Annotated in this window: 15 protein-coding genes; 3 read left to right on the top strand and 12 right to left on the bottom strand. The window is 42.3% G+C overall.

Features of this window, described 5'->3' with window-relative positions:
* Nucleotides 1-57 precede the first annotated feature (57 nt).
* Nucleotides 58-432 (bottom strand): hypothetical protein, encoded by a 375-nt coding sequence (locus ACOQOA_RS02085; RefSeq protein WP_420547007.1) that lies wholly within the window; start codon nucleotides 430-432, stop codon nucleotides 58-60.
* A gap of 117 nt (nucleotides 433-549) precedes the next feature.
* Here ACOQOA_RS02085 and ACOQOA_RS02080 point away from each other — a divergent pair, with 117 nt between their 5' ends.
* The gene (locus ACOQOA_RS02080) at nucleotides 550-1,257 is read left to right on the top strand and encodes an NAD(P)H-dependent oxidoreductase (RefSeq protein WP_420547006.1); all 708 of its coding nucleotides are present in this window, start codon (nucleotides 550-552) and stop codon (nucleotides 1,255-1,257) included.
* Nucleotides 1,258-1,316: 59 nt separating this feature from the next.
* Here ACOQOA_RS02080 and ACOQOA_RS02075 read toward each other — a convergent pair whose 3' ends face one another.
* The 6 genes from ACOQOA_RS02075 to ACOQOA_RS02050 all read right to left on the bottom strand — a co-directional run bounded on the left by ACOQOA_RS02075 (nucleotide 1,317) and on the right by ACOQOA_RS02050 (nucleotide 9,131).
* On the bottom strand, nucleotides 1,317-2,645 hold the full coding sequence (locus tag ACOQOA_RS02075; protein WP_420547005.1) for a TRAP transporter large permease: 1,329 nt from the start codon (nucleotides 2,643-2,645) through the stop codon (nucleotides 1,317-1,319).
* Nucleotides 2,645-3,280 (bottom strand): TRAP transporter small permease subunit, encoded by a 636-nt coding sequence (locus ACOQOA_RS02070; protein ID WP_420547004.1) that lies wholly within the window; start codon nucleotides 3,278-3,280, stop codon nucleotides 2,645-2,647. Before ACOQOA_RS02070 ends, ACOQOA_RS02075 begins: the two co-directional genes overlap by 1 nt.
* A gap of 86 nt (nucleotides 3,281-3,366) precedes the next feature.
* Nucleotides 3,367-4,374, bottom strand: coding sequence for a C4-dicarboxylate TRAP transporter substrate-binding protein (locus tag ACOQOA_RS02065; RefSeq protein ID WP_420547003.1), 1,008 nt, complete (start codon nucleotides 4,372-4,374; stop codon nucleotides 3,367-3,369).
* A 301-nt stretch (nucleotides 4,375-4,675) separates the two neighbouring features.
* The gene (locus ACOQOA_RS02060; protein WP_420547002.1) at nucleotides 4,676-6,040 is read right to left on the bottom strand and encodes a sigma-54-dependent transcriptional regulator; all 1,365 of its coding nucleotides are present in this window, start codon (nucleotides 6,038-6,040) and stop codon (nucleotides 4,676-4,678) included.
* Between the two features lie 17 nt (nucleotides 6,041-6,057).
* Nucleotides 6,058-7,812 (bottom strand): sensor histidine kinase, encoded by a 1,755-nt coding sequence (locus tag ACOQOA_RS02055; protein WP_420547001.1) that lies wholly within the window; start codon nucleotides 7,810-7,812, stop codon nucleotides 6,058-6,060.
* Between the two features lie 110 nt (nucleotides 7,813-7,922).
* Nucleotides 7,923-9,131 carry a urate hydroxylase PuuD gene (locus tag ACOQOA_RS02050; protein ID WP_420547000.1) on the bottom strand — a complete coding sequence of 403 codons (1,209 nt, stop codon included), beginning with the start codon at nucleotides 9,129-9,131 and terminating at the stop codon, nucleotides 7,923-7,925.
* Nucleotides 9,132-9,344: 213 nt separating this feature from the next.
* Here ACOQOA_RS02050 and ACOQOA_RS02045 point away from each other — a divergent pair, with 213 nt between their 5' ends.
* Nucleotides 9,345-10,247, top strand: a complete 903-nt coding sequence (locus ACOQOA_RS02045; RefSeq protein WP_420546999.1) for a LysR family transcriptional regulator — start codon at nucleotides 9,345-9,347, stop codon at nucleotides 10,245-10,247.
* A 93-nt stretch (nucleotides 10,248-10,340) separates the two neighbouring features.
* Complete coding sequence (locus ACOQOA_RS02040) at nucleotides 10,341-11,330, top strand: sensor domain-containing diguanylate cyclase (protein ID WP_420546998.1); 990 nt, start codon at nucleotides 10,341-10,343, stop codon at nucleotides 11,328-11,330.
* A 49-nt stretch (nucleotides 11,331-11,379) separates the two neighbouring features.
* Here ACOQOA_RS02040 and ACOQOA_RS02035 read toward each other — a convergent pair whose 3' ends face one another.
* From ACOQOA_RS02035 to ACOQOA_RS02015, 5 genes are all read right to left on the bottom strand, one after another.
* Nucleotides 11,380-12,081, bottom strand: a complete 702-nt coding sequence (locus ACOQOA_RS02035) for a glutathione S-transferase family protein (RefSeq protein WP_420546997.1) — start codon at nucleotides 12,079-12,081, stop codon at nucleotides 11,380-11,382.
* A 68-nt stretch (nucleotides 12,082-12,149) separates the two neighbouring features.
* Nucleotides 12,150-12,695: an RNA polymerase sigma factor SigZ gene (sigZ, locus tag ACOQOA_RS02030; protein WP_420546996.1), complete on the bottom strand. Its 546-nt coding sequence runs from the start codon at nucleotides 12,693-12,695 to the stop codon at nucleotides 12,150-12,152.
* A gap of 9 nt (nucleotides 12,696-12,704) precedes the next feature.
* Nucleotides 12,705-13,736 carry an adenosine deaminase gene (locus tag ACOQOA_RS02025; protein ID WP_420546995.1) on the bottom strand — a complete coding sequence of 344 codons (1,032 nt, stop codon included), beginning with the start codon at nucleotides 13,734-13,736 and terminating at the stop codon, nucleotides 12,705-12,707.
* A gap of 46 nt (nucleotides 13,737-13,782) precedes the next feature.
* Complete coding sequence (gene guaD, locus ACOQOA_RS02020) at nucleotides 13,783-15,108, bottom strand: guanine deaminase (RefSeq protein ID WP_420546994.1); 1,326 nt, start codon at nucleotides 15,106-15,108, stop codon at nucleotides 13,783-13,785.
* A 177-nt stretch (nucleotides 15,109-15,285) separates the two neighbouring features.
* The gene (locus ACOQOA_RS02015) at nucleotides 15,286-16,362 is read right to left on the bottom strand and encodes a BMP family ABC transporter substrate-binding protein (RefSeq protein ID WP_420547110.1); all 1,077 of its coding nucleotides are present in this window, start codon (nucleotides 16,360-16,362) and stop codon (nucleotides 15,286-15,288) included.
* Nucleotides 16,363-16,437 lie beyond the last annotated feature (75 nt).

Below are 16,437 nucleotides of genomic sequence, written 5' to 3'. Positions count from 1 at the left end.
CCATGATATGTTATATTTCGGCATCACTATGAAGGAAATGATCTTAATTGCAAAGTGTTAGTCACCGATCACACGGAATTCACGTAAGGTGCCAACAATATCTGACCAGTAATATTTATCCCCATCACGCATCACATCATATGCAGACCAACGTGGGCTTCCCCAAGAGCTCTCATACGCATCTTTATATTTATTTACTTGCCATTTCCCATGTTCAGATCGGGTACCATTTTGATCGCCCGAAATATAAATAGTTACACCATTGGTATAGAAATGCTGGGTATAAGACATACCATTCCATTCCCCTTTTATCTTTTGACCATTCAAAAGGGAAAAAATCTCATCTGCTTTTAACTTTACAGGTTCCGTCCGAGCTGATGAGGATGCAATTGAAGCAACAATAACCAACAAGAATGACAGATGACGTAACATGCGACTAAGCCCCTATAAAAATATCACTTTAGCGCAGATTAAAAGCTAGCTCGTTTAAGTCAATTCACATAAAGTTGAGCCAATTAATACTAAAGAATTTACGACGGGGTAGTCACAATGAAAGTCTTTATGGTATGCGCCCATCCGGAACCGCAATCCTTTAACGCAGCCATGGCACGGCAAACGATAGAAACATTTGAAGCCGCCGGGCATGAAGTTAAAGTGTCGGATCTTTATGAGATGAATTGGAACCCTGTGGCTTCCAGCGAAGACTTCAGCGCACCTAAAAACGAAGATTATCTGGTATATGCATTGGAACAACGTAATGGTTTCAAATCTGAGAGCTTAGCCCCTGACATTCAGGCAGAGATTGAGAAATTACAATGGTGTGATTTGTTAGTCCTCAACTTCCCACTATTCTGGTTCTCCATGCCCGCGATCATGAAAGGTTGGATTGATCGCGTCTTTGTATCTGGTCTCTGTTATGGTGGCTTACGTATTTATGACAAAGCCGGGATGAAAGGCAAAAAAGCTTTGGTCAATCTGACCCTTGGTGGACAAACGCATATGTTTGATGGGGATGACAGTATCCATGGCAATTTGGAAGATATGTTAAAACCACTGTTGCGTGGCTCATTAGGCTATGTCGGTTTTGATGTTTTGCCACCATTCATTGGCTGGCATATTCCCTATATCAGTCAGGAAGATCGTGAAAAGGTTATGCAGGAGCATAAGGAATATCTATTAAATCTGGATAGATTAGAACCTCTTCATTTTGTGGATACATCGAAATTTGATGACCATTTTCATAAACTAGAAAATTAAACAAAAAAGCCCGAGAGAAATATTCTCTCGGGCTTTTCTTTTAAGTAATTAATCTGTGCTTAATTTCCTAACACCAAATTTGGTAACCACAATACAATTTGTGGGAAGGCAATTAACACAGCCACCGTAATGACATCGGCGATAAAGAATGGCGATGCCCCACGGAATACATCCTGAACCGATATGTCTGGCCGGACCCCGGCCACAACAAAACAGTTGAGACCAATTGGCGGTGTAATTAGACATAGCTCTGCCATTTTCACCACAATGATACCAAACCAGATCGGATCATAACCAAGAGCAACAACGGCAGGGAAAACAACTGGCAAGGTTAATAACAACATCCCAATCGCATCCATAAACATACCCAATACAGCATAGGCAGCCAGGATCATTAACAAAGTCACGATAGGTGGTTGATCCAATGCTGAAATCCATTCCGCGAATGCCCCCGGAAGGTCAGCAAAGCCTAAGAAGCGCACATAAAGCAATACGCCCCAAATAATGGTAAAAATCATAACCGTCAGCTTTGCGGATTCAAGCAAAGCACCACGTAAATCGCCCCATTTCATGCCTTTGAATAAAGCCATCACAAGAACAACAAATGCGCCTAAAGCTCCAGCCTCAGTAGGGGTTCCCCATCCACCATAGATACAGAAGATAATAATCGCGACCACGGCAAAGATCGGCATGGCACCAGGTAAAGAACTAAAGCGTTCGCCCCAAGTAAAGCCAGTTACCGGTGGCCCTAAATCCTTACGGGTCTTCGCCATAAAGACGACCAAACCACCATAGATCAGCGCAGAAACAACACCCGGCAAAAAACCAGCTAACAAAAGCTGTCCAACAGATTGCTCAACAATAATCGCATAGATCACCAGAATCGCTGATGGCGGGATCAAACTTGCCAAGGTACCACCTGCAGCAACCACACCAGCAGCAAAGCGTTTATCATAGCCAAGCTTTAACATTTCCGGAATTGCGATACGGGCAAAGACAGCGGAAGTTGCCACAGACGCACCTGATACAGCTGCAAAACCAGCTGTCGCAAATACTGTTGCAACACCAAGGCCACCTGGCAACCAGCCAACCCAACGTTTTGCAGCTTCAAACAAAGCACGGGTTAAGCCTGCGTAATATGCGAGATAACCGATCAAAATAAAGGTTGGAATCAAACTTAAAGCATAAGTAGTCGCTTTAGAATGCGGAATGGTGCCTGCCATTTTCATGGCAATTAGGAACCCTTTTTCAATACCGTATTTTTGGGCAAAAATCGCAACTAGCCCCATAAATCCGATAAAAGCAGCTGCAAAGGCAACACGCACACCGACTAATACCAAGACTACGAGAAGGCCTGAAAGCCATAGACCAATTTCAAAAGCGTCCATTATGCTTTCCCCTCTTCTTCATCCACATTTGCACCTGAAACAGATTCTGCTTCATGTGCAGCTTGTGTTGCTGCATCTTCGATCAATGGTACGGCGATTGGTTCATCTTCGCCTGAAATAACCGCGCGGATATATCCCCATGTATGAATGACCAAACGTAATGACAAAATAGATAAAGCCAATGGCACCATAAACTTTGCAGGCCATAAAGGCAGCGCAATATCAATAGAACTATCCCCATTGGTAAAGGCGCGCATAAAGTGTAACCAAGAGCCGTAAGTCAGTGCCATGGTCAGGAATAACATCACAAGGGTAGAGACAAGTTCAGCCCCCCATAATGCACGCCCCTTCAAACGTCCCACAAGGATATCCATGCGAATATGGCCGCCTAGACGATGACAATAAGCCACCCCTAAAAAGGCAAAAACTGCCATAGCTTGTTCAACCCAATCGATAAAACCCGGTACAGGAAGGTTGAATAGCTTACGTCCGATAATTTGCGCTACAGCCAACAACATTAAGGCTAGAATAACCAAACCACCTGCTAAGGCTAATTTGCTTTCGATATTAAATAATGTGCGGTCTAGCTTACTAAGGGTAGAGCTATCCTCATGCACCATTGACGTTCCCGCCATGAGAGTTCCCCTCTCATAAAAACTTTAAAGAAATAAAAAAGGGAGGTCGCCGTGATCTAATGCGACCTCCCAAAGTGCTGGAAGTCTTACTTCGCAACCATGCCAGCTACAAGGTCATATAATTCCTGTGCAGGAATGCCTTTTGCAGACATGTCTTTGATCCAAGCATCTTTTGCTGGACCAGCAACAGTTTCTTTGAATTTTGCAAGTTCAGCATCTGTGAATGTAACACGTGCGATACCTTTTTCGTCCAATTTTGGACCCCATGCATCCATTGTCTTGCCGTTATAGTTGGCAATATAATGTGTCACAGCTTCGTCCAAAGAAGACATCAAAGCTTCGCGATGCTCATCAGATAAAGCTTCCAAGGCATCTGTATTTGCAACAACCGGGCAGTTCACTGTGCCTGGGTTCAAGTTTGTTGTCCACCATTCAGCGATATCAACTGTACGGAACGCCATATGCGCGTGGGGCGCGAAAGCAACACCAGTTACAACACCAGATTCAAGGGCGTTATAAACTTCTGTCGCAGTCATAGATGTCGGCACACCGCCAACAGCTTTCATCGCTTTACCAACACCGCCAGTCGCACGAACACGCATACCTTCAAAATCAGCTAATGTGCTTGGTGCGGCACCTACACCTGCCAAGTTGTATTGTGGCATTGGTGTCGGCATCAAGATTGTTGCATTCCAGCGTGCTAAGTCTTTCTTAACAGCAGGATGTGCATAAACTGCTTTTGCAATTTCAGCTTCTTGATCTAAATTTTGTACACCAAGGAAAGGAAGTTCCATAACTGTAATTGTTGGGTTTTTATCACGATGATAACCAGCACAGAATTGTGCCATTTCAAATGCACCGATGGAAATACCATCCAAATTTTCTTTGTTTTTGGATAAACCACCATAAGAAATATTCAATGTGAACTCGCCATTGGTTTTCGCAGAAACCAATTCAGCCAATTTTTCAACATGTTCTGTAAACGCGCGACGTTTACCCCATAAAGATACGTTCCACTCTGTTGCCATTGCTTCTGCACTGAAAGCAAATGTCGCTGCTGCCAATGTCAAAACTTTCAACTTTTTGTTTAGCATTTTGAAGTCCCTATTTTGTTCAACTGGATCGGTCTAAACTATTATCCGATCTCCCCTATCAATCTGTTCTCAACATATTGCTGATCACAGAACCATGACAGTATAGGCATAATGAATGCCAACTTTTATTGTGCAGCGCAATATTTCTTAATAATGCAAATTAACCATTATATTTCAATTATTTAACAAATATAAATTTCATCTTTAGAGAAATAATCGCAATTAATACTGCAATGCCCTTGCGGAAATCCGCAAGCGATCTCGATTCCACCTTGCAGATTTCTGCAAGCAGCTAGAATATTTATAGATAATCAGTTCGATTGATATCGTATTTGACTAGTTTTTCATTCAGCGTTCTACGCCCAATACTTAAAGCGGATGCGACAGTTTCCATATCCCCGGAATGGTTTTCCATGGCTTTCACAATTAACTGACGTTCAAACGCATTCATTGCATCCCTAAGTGTTTCTGGCTCATCAGGTTGTGCTGAGGAAAATGATAGAGCTTCTGCCACCGTTCCCTTACCGCGACGATTAGCGAGCACACGACGCTCAGCTACCTGACGCAATTCACGCACATTTCCAGGCCAATCATGCCCCTGTAATGTCGCAACATCGTCTGCGGTTAACGTAGGTACCATTGTCCCATAAGTCGCAGCATATTCTGTTAAGAAATGTGTGAAGATTAAAACGATATCTTCTTTGATTGTACGAAGTGGCGGTAATTCCAAAATCAATGTATTTAATCGATAAAACAAATCTTCACGGAAACGACCTTCCTGTACTGCCTCTTCCAGGTTTTCGTTGGTTGCTGAAACAACCCGAATATCTATTTTTTCAGCCTTTGTAGACCCTACGGGCATAACTTCCCGGTTTTCCAATGCACGTAACAACTTTGCCTGTTGATCTAATGGGCAAGCTCCTAGCTCGTCCAAAAACAATGTTCCACCATTGGCAGATGCAAAATATCCTTTTGAGGCGGATGTTGCTCCTGTAAAGGCACCCTCAACATGACCAAACATACTTGCTTCAAACAAGTTTTCAGGAATGGCTGCACAATTCACGGCCACAAAGGGACCTGAAACACGAGGACTAAGATCATGAATAGATCTAGCGACAACTTCCTTACCTGTACCTGTTTCGCCTAATACCATAATTGTTGCTTCGGTATCTGCAACATTCCGGATGTCATCTTTCAATTCATGCATCAATTCACTATCGCCTAAAAGAACATGATCCAAGCCGGAAAGTTGAGAAACTTTTTGACGAAGATTGGAATTTTCAATTGAAAGACGATGTGCTTCCGCTCCATGTTGCAACACTCTTGCAAGACGTGCAGGATCAAAAGGTTTTTCAAGGAATGTATAAGCCCCTTTCTGCATAGCTTCTACCGCCATTGGCACATCACCATGAGCCGAAATTAAAACAACAGGCAGATCAACATTGCGCTTTTTAATTTCATCCAGCAATTCAAAGCCACTCATGCCCGGCATACGCATATCGGTTACTAAAACATCCGGTAAGGTATTTGATAGACCATCTAACACCAGTCGGGCTGTAGGAAAAACATCTACATCAAAGCCTGCCTTGCCCAAAAAATGTTCAAGAGATTCCCGCATTTCACGGTCATCATCCACAACAGCAACTTTATATTTTTCTTCCGCCATCTGGATATCTAAACCTCTTACTTTTGGTCTTCTAATAACACTGGAATACGCATGGAGAACTCGGCACCGCCCGTCTTTCTGCTGCGCGCCTTAAGTTCCCCACCATGGTCTTCCACGATTGAAGCAGAAATGGCAAGTCCTAACCCCATACCTTCGCCAGAAGCCTTGGTTGTTACAAAGGATTCAAAAAGTTGGTCTGCTAGCTCTTCGGGAAGACCTGGGCCACGATCTAGCACATTTATCATAGCAAGTTCGCCTTCATGCGTTAAGGTGATATCGATTGACTGCCCACCATTTTCACGCATCGCATCAATACTGTTTCGTATGAGGTTAATCAAAACTTGTTCAAGGCGTAATCGATCCCCACGCACTTTTACTTGTTCTTCTGGTACATCGACAGTTAATTCTACATCGGCTGTATGGATATCTGCAGACATGATTTCCTTCACACCGGAAATCACATCCTGTAAGGCTACATCTTGCAAACTATTTCCACCGGGTCTCGCAAAAAATTTCAACTGTTTAGTAATTTCCCCCATTCGCCCGACAACCCGCTTTAATCGTTGCATAACGTCGCGGGTTTCTTCATCCATTTTACTGTCTGGTAAATCTGCCCAAGCAAGATAGTTTTGCATCGCTGATATAGGCTGTCCCAGCTCATGTGAGACGGATGCCGCTAACTGCCCTAAAGCAGCCATTTTACTCGTCTTACGCAATTCTGCCTGTGCCCGGTCCAAACGGGTTTCCGCGCGTTGGCGTTCTTCAATCTGTTGTTCTAACTTATAGTTTAAGGCCCGCAAGGACCGACTATCTTCTTCGGATGCACGTAGCTCTCTTTTTATTCGTTCAGAACGCAACACCAAATACACAGCCAATAAAATGCTTAAGAAGATAAAAGCAATCATAGTTGCCGTCTGACTTCCTTGAATGACAAGGTTTTTATCTGCTAAATAATGCAACTGCCAACGCAAATAGGGGATATCTGAAATTTGGTGTAAATATTCCACCTGCCCCAAAGTCAATTCGTGATCTCCCAACATTTGAACATCAAGAGGATCTAGTGCTTTCCCAACAAATTGTTTCTCTGCGCGGATAACCTCTTTTGCTTCAGATGTCAGCGGTTGAATGGATCGATAGTTCCAACTTTCATCTGACGAAAGCACAACAATCCCATCATCGTTGGCAACGAAAAGCTTTTCGCCACCCTCTGCCCAAGATTTAGTTAGGGGGCTCAAATCCACTTTCATGGCCATCACACCTAACATCACCCCTTCCAGATCACGGATAGGTTCCCCTACAAAATAACCCGGTGTCCCTGTCGTAACACCAATCGCAAAAAACTCCCCTCTCCCACCTTCTAGAGCCGCCTTGAAATAAGGTCGAAAGCCATAATTTTTGCCAAGGAATGTTGGACTTTCTCGCCAATTGGAAGAGGCAATCGTCAATCCTTCGGTATTCATGATGTAAAGCGCATCGACCTGCGCTTGTTTGGCAAAGCTCTCCAAACGTAAATTCAAGACTTGCGCACCACCTTGCTGCAATCCTGCTATCACATGATGATCACGGGCCAAAATATGCGGTAAATGCTGGTATCGTTCCAGCGCGGAAATTAGGGTAGATGTATATAAAGCAGTACGATCTGAAGCTCGATTAAATTCTGAGGTCCAATAAATTTGACGCGCAACACCATATACCATCACCAGCAATATCATGGCGATGAATAAGGCTATAAGCCGAACAATTACTTTACGCTGAAGTAGGAAATCTAACACAGGAACCCCAAAAAAATTTATCGGAGTATAACGGGTCTAATAATAAAAAAGAAAGCCTGAAAAGAAAAAGCCTCTGAATACAGAGGCTCTTCATATCAAGTTAAGATTGTCTAATCTTCCAAACCGGGCAAACCAGCCTTAATCCATCGACCAAGTAATTCGCGATCTTCTTTTGTCATGCCTGTTTCATTGCCAAGTGGCATATTTGTTCCTGCAACAGCTTGGGAATAAATTTTGTTCCCCATCGCACGCATTTGCTTTAAATCGTCTAAAACAACACCGATTGGCGCTTCGTCCCAATCTTCATGAATTGGTAAGGAAGAATGACAACTGGAACAATGCGTCTTCACGATAGTAAAAGCCTGTTTCACATCAATTTCTTCACCACCATCTGCAACTTGCTGCACAGGACTATAGGACAACCACATAACCAACACTACAGTTAGAGCACCTGCTGCAGGATAAAGCCATGTGCGCCACCATGCCGTTACACCTTGATGCCCAGTGATATAATAGTGACGGATCAAGGCCCCAATCACGAGTATAAAGGCAAATACTATCCAAGCATATTCACCACCGTAAAGAAACGCATAATGATTTGAAATCATAGTCAGCAAGACTGGCATGGTTAGATAGCTGTTATGCATGGAGCGTTGCTTGGCTACCTTACCGTAATAAGCATCCGGTGTCTCACCATTCATCAACATCTTCACAACCTTCTTTTGGTTCGGAATAATGATGAAGAATACGTTACCTACCATTATTGAACCAATCAAAGCGCCTGCATGGATGAAAGCGGCACGACCAGAAAATATCTCACCAAAAACCCAAGCAGCAAAAATGGCAAAGGCAAATACCAAGACTAATAACAGTCCAAGATTATCTCCAAGTTTGGAACGGCAAAGACTGTCATAACCAACCCAACCAGCAATCAAGCCAACAATACTTAAGAAGATGGCTTGCGGAGCCGTTAAATCCATGACTTCTTTATCAATTAAAAAAGCTTCCGCGCCCCAATAATAAACCACGGCCAACATACCAAAACCGGAAATCCAGGTAAAATAGGCTTCAAATTTAAACCAATGAAGCCGTTCAGGCATACGATCCGGTGCCACCAGATACTTTACAATGTGATAGAAACCACCACCATGTACCTGCCAGGTTTCACCATGTGCTTTTTTCGGTAGATTTTCATCAGGTTCAAGACTTGCATCTGCAAAAACGAAATAGAACGAAGATCCGATCCAAGCGATCCCCGCTGTGATATGCAGCCAACGAACCAACATATTAGCCCATTCAGCATAATTGATATCAAACATATATTTCCCCTAACTGAACCGAGTCAGTTTTCCATACGTAACATGGATATGAGTTTATTTGTTATTTTTGTGGAGACATAGCAATTTGCGCAAACTTAAAAATAAGATGCGTTACTACTCCCCTTAATACTGGACATAGTATGCCAAAAAATGTTTAAACAAAAAATACTTTAAACTCTTTATTCTCTTTCAAAATAAATTAGACAATTGCCGATGACTGATATTTCTGACCTTGTAGTTTATGTTCGTGTGGTTGACCAAGGCAGCCTTTCTGCAGCGGGTCGAGAATTACGTATGTCCCCTGCGGTTGTAAGCCATCGATTACAACGCCTAGAAGCACGTTTAGGGGTAAGGCTGTTAAATCGAACGACACGCAAAGTACATACGACTGAAGAAGGTGAGATTTATTACGGTCACTGTCTACGCATCTTGGAAGAAGTTGAAAAAGCAGAGCAAGCACTTACTGAATCACGTGAAAACCCTAGTGGTCTATTGAAAATCACAGCCCCAGTATCATTTGGGCGCCGTTATCTGGCACCTCTCATTCCCGATTTTGTGAAAGCTTATCCCGAAGTTGAGCCCCGCCTTCACCTCACAGAAAGCTTGGTTAATTTGGTCGAAGACGGATTTGACTTGGCAATACGTGTCGGACGAATGGAAGATTCCAGTTTGATGGCGCGAAAATTGGCGAAAGATCATCGCTATATATGTGCAAGCCCTGAATATTTAGAAAAACATGGCACCCCCAAAATCCCACAAGACTTGCTAGACCATAACTGTTTATTGCTGCGTTTCCCGGGGTCTCGTCAATTTAAATGGCGCTTGGTCGAAGATGGTGTTTCACATTTTCTAGCTGTTAAAGGCGATTTAGATACCAACAATAGTGATGTATTATTGGATTGGGCTTTATCTGGTTGTGGCATTGTTATGAAGTCACAATGGGAAGTCGGCGAACATATCAAGTCCGGCGAACTTATAGCCTTCCTAGAAGAATATGTACCTCAGGATAATGTGGTCGCAGCACTATATCCACAAGGCAAGCACGTCCCGCCTAAGCTGCGTGTGTTTATTGATTTTCTAGTAGAACGGATAAGCCATCCGGTTCCGTGGGAATAAGTCTAGTTTCATATATGTTTTTTGCTACCTCTCTGCGTCAAATTTGTTATAATTAGAAAATATAAAATTATAATAAAATTGATGAGGACTTGGATGGCGTTTGATACAGATTTTGATTTTGCTGCGCAGCCCCACCCAGAAGTAGATATCGATAAGTGGCAACAGCTCGTCAATCTAATTGCAGAGTTATATGATTGTGAATGTGGGACCATCGTCCATTTTCACAACGAAACTTTTACGGCCGTCGTTGCAAGTATAAATCCCGGGAATTTTCTTAAAAGTGGCGATAACTGGCCGTGGAAACTGAAAAGTTTTTGTCGTAGAATTATTGAAACAGAACATGATCTTTATGTTCCAAATACACCGGAAGATCCCGATTGGTGCGATGCCCCTCCCGTGACAGACGGGCCGGTTCGATCCTATTTAGGATATCCGATTAATTGGCCGGATGGTCGTCATTTTGGCACTATTTGTGCCATCGATACGAAAACATCCAATTACCAGACAACCTTAAGGCAAGTGTTACGACAATTCAGCGAGTTGATTAACAATGAACTGGCTTTGATCTATAATTACGAACAAGCCAAACAACTCTCCGTAACTGATACGCTAACACAAACCCATAATCGTCGTGGCCTTTTCACACTTGGTGAACAGATTATGAAAGAAGCTCTTCGTAAAAAAGAAGAGCTTGGCTTCGTTTATTTGGACATCGACAATTTGAAACTCGTCAATGATCATCACGGCCATGAATTTGGCGATGAAGGCCTTCAAACCTTGGCTGCCTTGATGAAAGAAACCACCCGAGCATCAGATGTAGTCGCCCGTGTTGGTGGTGATGAATTTGTCATCCTTTTCCCGAATGGAAGTGAAGAACACTTAGTCACCTACTGCCAAAGAATTGAAACGCTATTTAAAGAAAAATTAGCTCATAAAACTGAATTTTCAAATATGGGCGTATCTGCAGGATATCAATTATTTTCAATTGATCATGACATCTCGCTAGATCATATCCTAACCATTGTAGATGCAAAAATGTATGACAATAAAAACAAAAAGAAATTGGCAACTCAAGCAAGTTAAAAAAGGCCTCAAGATGACTAAACCTTGAGGCCTTTTTACTTATAATGCTCTAACAACATCCGCCATTGGAAGCGCCACATTCAGTATTTTCTTCCACAGGAACACGACGACCACCTAAATATGTTTTTTCTGACAAGTAAAATTCCGTAAACAACTTCTCAAAATCTTCGGGTACAGATTTCTCTGCAAGACCTGTTTTCATCAACCTTTCTTGCCAAGCTTGCACTTTGGGATTTCCTTCTAACAAATCATACCCCGTGTGGTTTCGGATTATATCAGCACGATGTAACAAAGGTAACCAAGCCACATCAATATTACTTAGTTGGTCACCTTTGAAAAAAGGCCCTTCAGATATTTCCTTTTCTGCCTTACTAAACGCTTTACCTAAATTGATTGTCCGCTCAACCAGTGTTTCCTTATCTGGGCTACGCATGGTGCTACACTGAGTCAGGTATTGTTTAGATCCCTGATAATTCCATGCACGATCCAAAGCACGTTGTTCCGGCGTAATATCTGCCTCCAAAGGATCCAGAATATCATCTAGATATTCAACAATAGCATCCGATTCAAATAATGCAGTCCCATTATCTGTCACCAATACAGGCACCTGCCCATTGGGAGAGATTTCCATAAACCAGTCAGGTTTATCGCTTAAACTAATAAATTCAATCTCATAAGGTATATTTTGGGCTTCTAGGCGTGCGGTTACACGTTGAACGAAAGGACAAATTTTAAAGCTGATGATTTTCATTTTTCCATCTCATCTAATTGTTAAACTCACCTATAAGACGGATGAGTTTTCAAAAAGACGAAGACGGCCTAACATTTCTTACAATTATCTTTTTTCGGTAAGTAATCTGCTATATTTCCCTGATGATCTTTTGAAAAATTGCAGCAATCAACAAATAATTGTTTTAAATCCTTTCGTCCTTTTTGCACACGGGACTTCAGGGTGGAATAGGCAATATCATGATTTGCTGCATATTCCTTTTGAGATGCACCTTCTAACTCCACCTCTTTCATCAATTTCGCTTCATTCATATCAAGCGCATTGATAAAAGGTTCTATACATTGAGCCAGTTCTTGCTGAACGGTTTCTTCTTTTTCATCCCCATACCACAGGTCATCAGAAATAAGTTCAGCACCACGTCCGTTTTTGCGATAGAAATCAATGATAGCGTTATTCGCAATCTGGAATAACCAAGGTTTCAAACTATCTTCAGATTTTATAGTTCCAATATTTGCATGCGTTTTTAATAGGATATCTTGTAACAAATCCTCGACATCATCTGGGTTAGCCACTTTTGAACGTAAAAAGGATGTTAAATGAGATTTATACTCATACCAAATTTGTTCAACATCCATGATCTCTTCCTATACCTGATGCAAATAGGGACCAGAAATAGCTTCGATCTCCTGAAGTAATTCTTTTTGACGATCCAATTCAGCAAAGCTACCGGTCACACTATTACGGGCCAACAAAACAGCTTCCTCCACAGTTAAGTCCAATGCTTTATCAACTGCATTAAAATTCGCATTCATATATCCACCAAAATAAGATGGATCATCGGAGTTAATTGTGGCGGCTAATCCCATCTCTAACATCTTTCGTAATGGATGATCCTTCATGTCGGAAACCACGCATAATTTCAGGTTGGATAACGGGCAAACAGTCAATGTTTTTTGTTCATGAACCAAGCGTTGTACCAAATCAGTATCTTCCAAAGACCGGTTACCATGATCAACACGATCAATCTCTAGAATATCCAATGCTTCATAAACATATTCAGGTGGTCCTTCTTCGCCCGCATGGGCAACAAGTTTCAACCCTTTCGCTTTAGCTTCCGCGAAAACATTTTTAAACTTGGAAGGTGGATGCCCAACTTCGGAGGAATCAAGGCCAATCCCATCAATTAAAGCAAGATGGTGCTGCGCCTCTTCCCATGTCTTGAAAGCGTCTTCTTCAGACAGATGACGCAGATAACTCATAATTAATTTAAAGCTAATACCAAACTTTGCTTGCCCATCTTCCAGCGCAGAATGAATACCTGTTATCACCGTTTCAAAGGGAACACCACGCTCTGTATGGCCTTGTGGGTCAAAGAATATCTCAACATGTTTCACATTATCTGCATGGGATTTTTCGAGATAAGCCATGGTTAAATCATAATAATCCTGAGTATGTTGTAGAACAGACATACCCGCATAATAGATATCAAGAAAATCTTGCAGATTATTAAATTCATAAGCTGCCCGAATTTCATCTACAGATTTATAGGGTAGTTCGATTTGATTTCGCTGTGCTATTTCAAACATTAATTCAGGTTCAAAGCTACCTTCAATATGAAGATGTAATTCTGCTTTTGGAAGCTTTGCGAATAACTCACTTGCTTTTGAATGTTGCATATCCCAATCCTTATCGTTCTTATTCTTGTTTCAAGCTTACCGAAATTTATCCCTTTTGATAAATCTTTTTACCATTGGCATATGTTGCCTGAATCGCACGGTCATCTCCCATAATCATTTGTACAAAGAGCGCATCTTCGATGCTATCCACATTCTCCATCCGGAAATCAATCAACGGGGTAGATTTCAAATCCATAACAATTAGATCAGCTTCCAAACCAGTTTCAATAGAACCAATCTGATCACTCAGCCCAAGTGCCTCTGCACCACCTCTTGTGGCAAGATAATATGCTCTTATAGCACTTAACGAGAAATGCTTCATCTGGGCGATTTTATAGCCTTCCTGCATGGTTTGCAGCATGGATAAGGATGTCCCTCCACCTACATCTGATGCAATTGTAGTTGGCACAGCTTCTTTCCCTAATGTGGCACGTTCCAAATCAAATAGGCCACTGCCGATATAGAGATTAGATGTCGGGCAGAAGGCAGCAATCGTGCCGCGCTCTTTCATGCTGGCCCATTCTCTATCTTCCATATGGATACAGTGACCGTAAATAGATTTCGCGCCTGTCAGATTATAATGATCATAGATATCCAGATATCCGTCACGTTCCGGGAAAAGAGATTTCACCCATTCAATCTCTTTCATATTTTCTGACAGATGCGACTGAACATACACATCTTGGAATTCGCTCCGTAATGCACCTAATGCTTCTAATTGTTCATGGGTTGACGTTGGTGCGAAACGAGGTGTGATTGCATAAAGGTTGCGACCTTTATCATGCCATTTTTCGATTAACGCCTTACTATCATCATAAGCAGATTGAGGTGTATCAGTCAGGAAGTCAGGCGCATGACGATCCATGCAAACTTTACCCGCAATCATACGCGTCCCTAATTCTTCAGATGCTTCAAAGAAAGCATCCACTGATTGAGGGTGAACCGTACAATAAATGGCAGCTGTTGTGGTGCCAGCCTTTGTTAGTTCAGATAGAAAAACTTCCGCAACTTTATCAGCATGTTTCTTATCAACAAACGCACCTTCAGCAGGGAATGTATACTTATTCAACCAATCTAAAAGCTGTGCCCCATAAGCACCAATCACTTGGGTTTGCGGGTAATGAACATGGGTATCAATAAACCCCGGCATAATTAACTTATCTGTGCCTCGATAATCATGAAGGTCGTATTCTTCAGATAAATTCGCCAAGACTATATCAGCATTTCCTGCGGCTTCAATTTTGCCATCACTCAGGATGATAGCACCATCACTTTCATGACGAAAACAAGAAGCGGTATCCTCAACAAAAGGATTGCCTGTAAATGTTATATAGCTGCCGCGCAGCACCGTTTTCTGTGAAGCTGTTTGCATGTCACAAATTCCTTTTCAAACAAGTGTTTCAAAGGATTTCTGCATAAAATCGCACCGATGATATGAAGGAATTCTCCAAAACGGATATTCTTAAAATCTAAATATTAAGAAAACGGGCCAATCCTTATATTGGATCGGCCCATCTTCAAATCAACTCAGTTGAAGTATCAGGCCGCCTTATTGAGGCATCTCGCCATCAACACCTTCAACATAGAAGTTCATACCAGCGAGGAAACCATCATCTGGTGTTTCACCGGCAGGTACAGCCACTGCGCCATCTTGTTTAACAAGAGGACCCGCAAATGGATGAACTGAACCATCAATGATACCTTTACGGATGCTCTCAGCTAGCTCAACAACATCAGCTGGAATTGCTTTGTTATAATCAGACATTTTAACCATGCCTGTCTTAAAGCCACCCCATGTGTCGCCACCACCGGACCATGTGCCATCCATCACAGCTTTTGTACGCTCAATGTAATATGGTGCCCAGTCATCGATGATTGCTGTTAGGTGCGCTTTTTCACCGAACTTATGCATATCAGATGCTTGACCAACGGCCCATACGCCACGCTCTTCTGCAACCTGTACAGGTGCTGGGGAGTCTGTATGTTGTAAGATCACGTCTGCACCTTGGTCAATCAACGTTTTAGCTGCATCAGATTCCTTACCTGGATCAAACCAAGAAGATACCCAAACAACTTTGATTGTTGCATCCGGGTTTACAGCACGTGCACCACGGATTGTTGCGTTAATACCACGAATAACTTCAGGAATAGGGAAAGATGCAATGTAACCCAATACGTTGGATTTTGTCATCTTACCGGCGATGTGACCAACCACATAACGGCCTTCATAGAAACGACCGGAATATGTCGCAACATTCGCTGCTTGTTTATAGCCTGTAGCATGTTCAAACTTAACATTCTTATGACGCTTCGCCGCTTTCAAAGTCGGGTTCATGTAACCAAAAGAAGTCGTGAAAATCAAATTGTGACCTGTTGCAGCCAATTGGTTGATCACACGTTCTGCATCTGGACCTTCTGGTACGTTTTCAACAAATGTTGTTTCAACACCTAATTCTTTTTCCACAGCCAAACGACCTTGGTCATGCTGATATGTCCAGCCATGGTCACCCGGAGGGCCAATGTAAACGAAACCAACTTTAACATCTGCAGCTTGTGCAGACATCGCAGCAAGGCCCGCTGCAACAGCAACCGCACCAGCTGCTTTTTTCAATACGGATTTGAACATCATATTCTCCCTTATATCCCTGAAATAATTTCTTACTTCACTCTATCACAAAATATCTATGGGCAAGATATTTTG

Source organism: Curvivirga sp. (genome assembly GCF_965219885.1).
Classification (GTDB): domain Bacteria; phylum Pseudomonadota; class Alphaproteobacteria; order UBA8366; family Aestuariispiraceae; genus Curvivirga.
The sequence above is the reverse complement of the archived record's forward strand: the minus strand, read 5'-3'. Positions and strand labels throughout refer to the sequence as shown.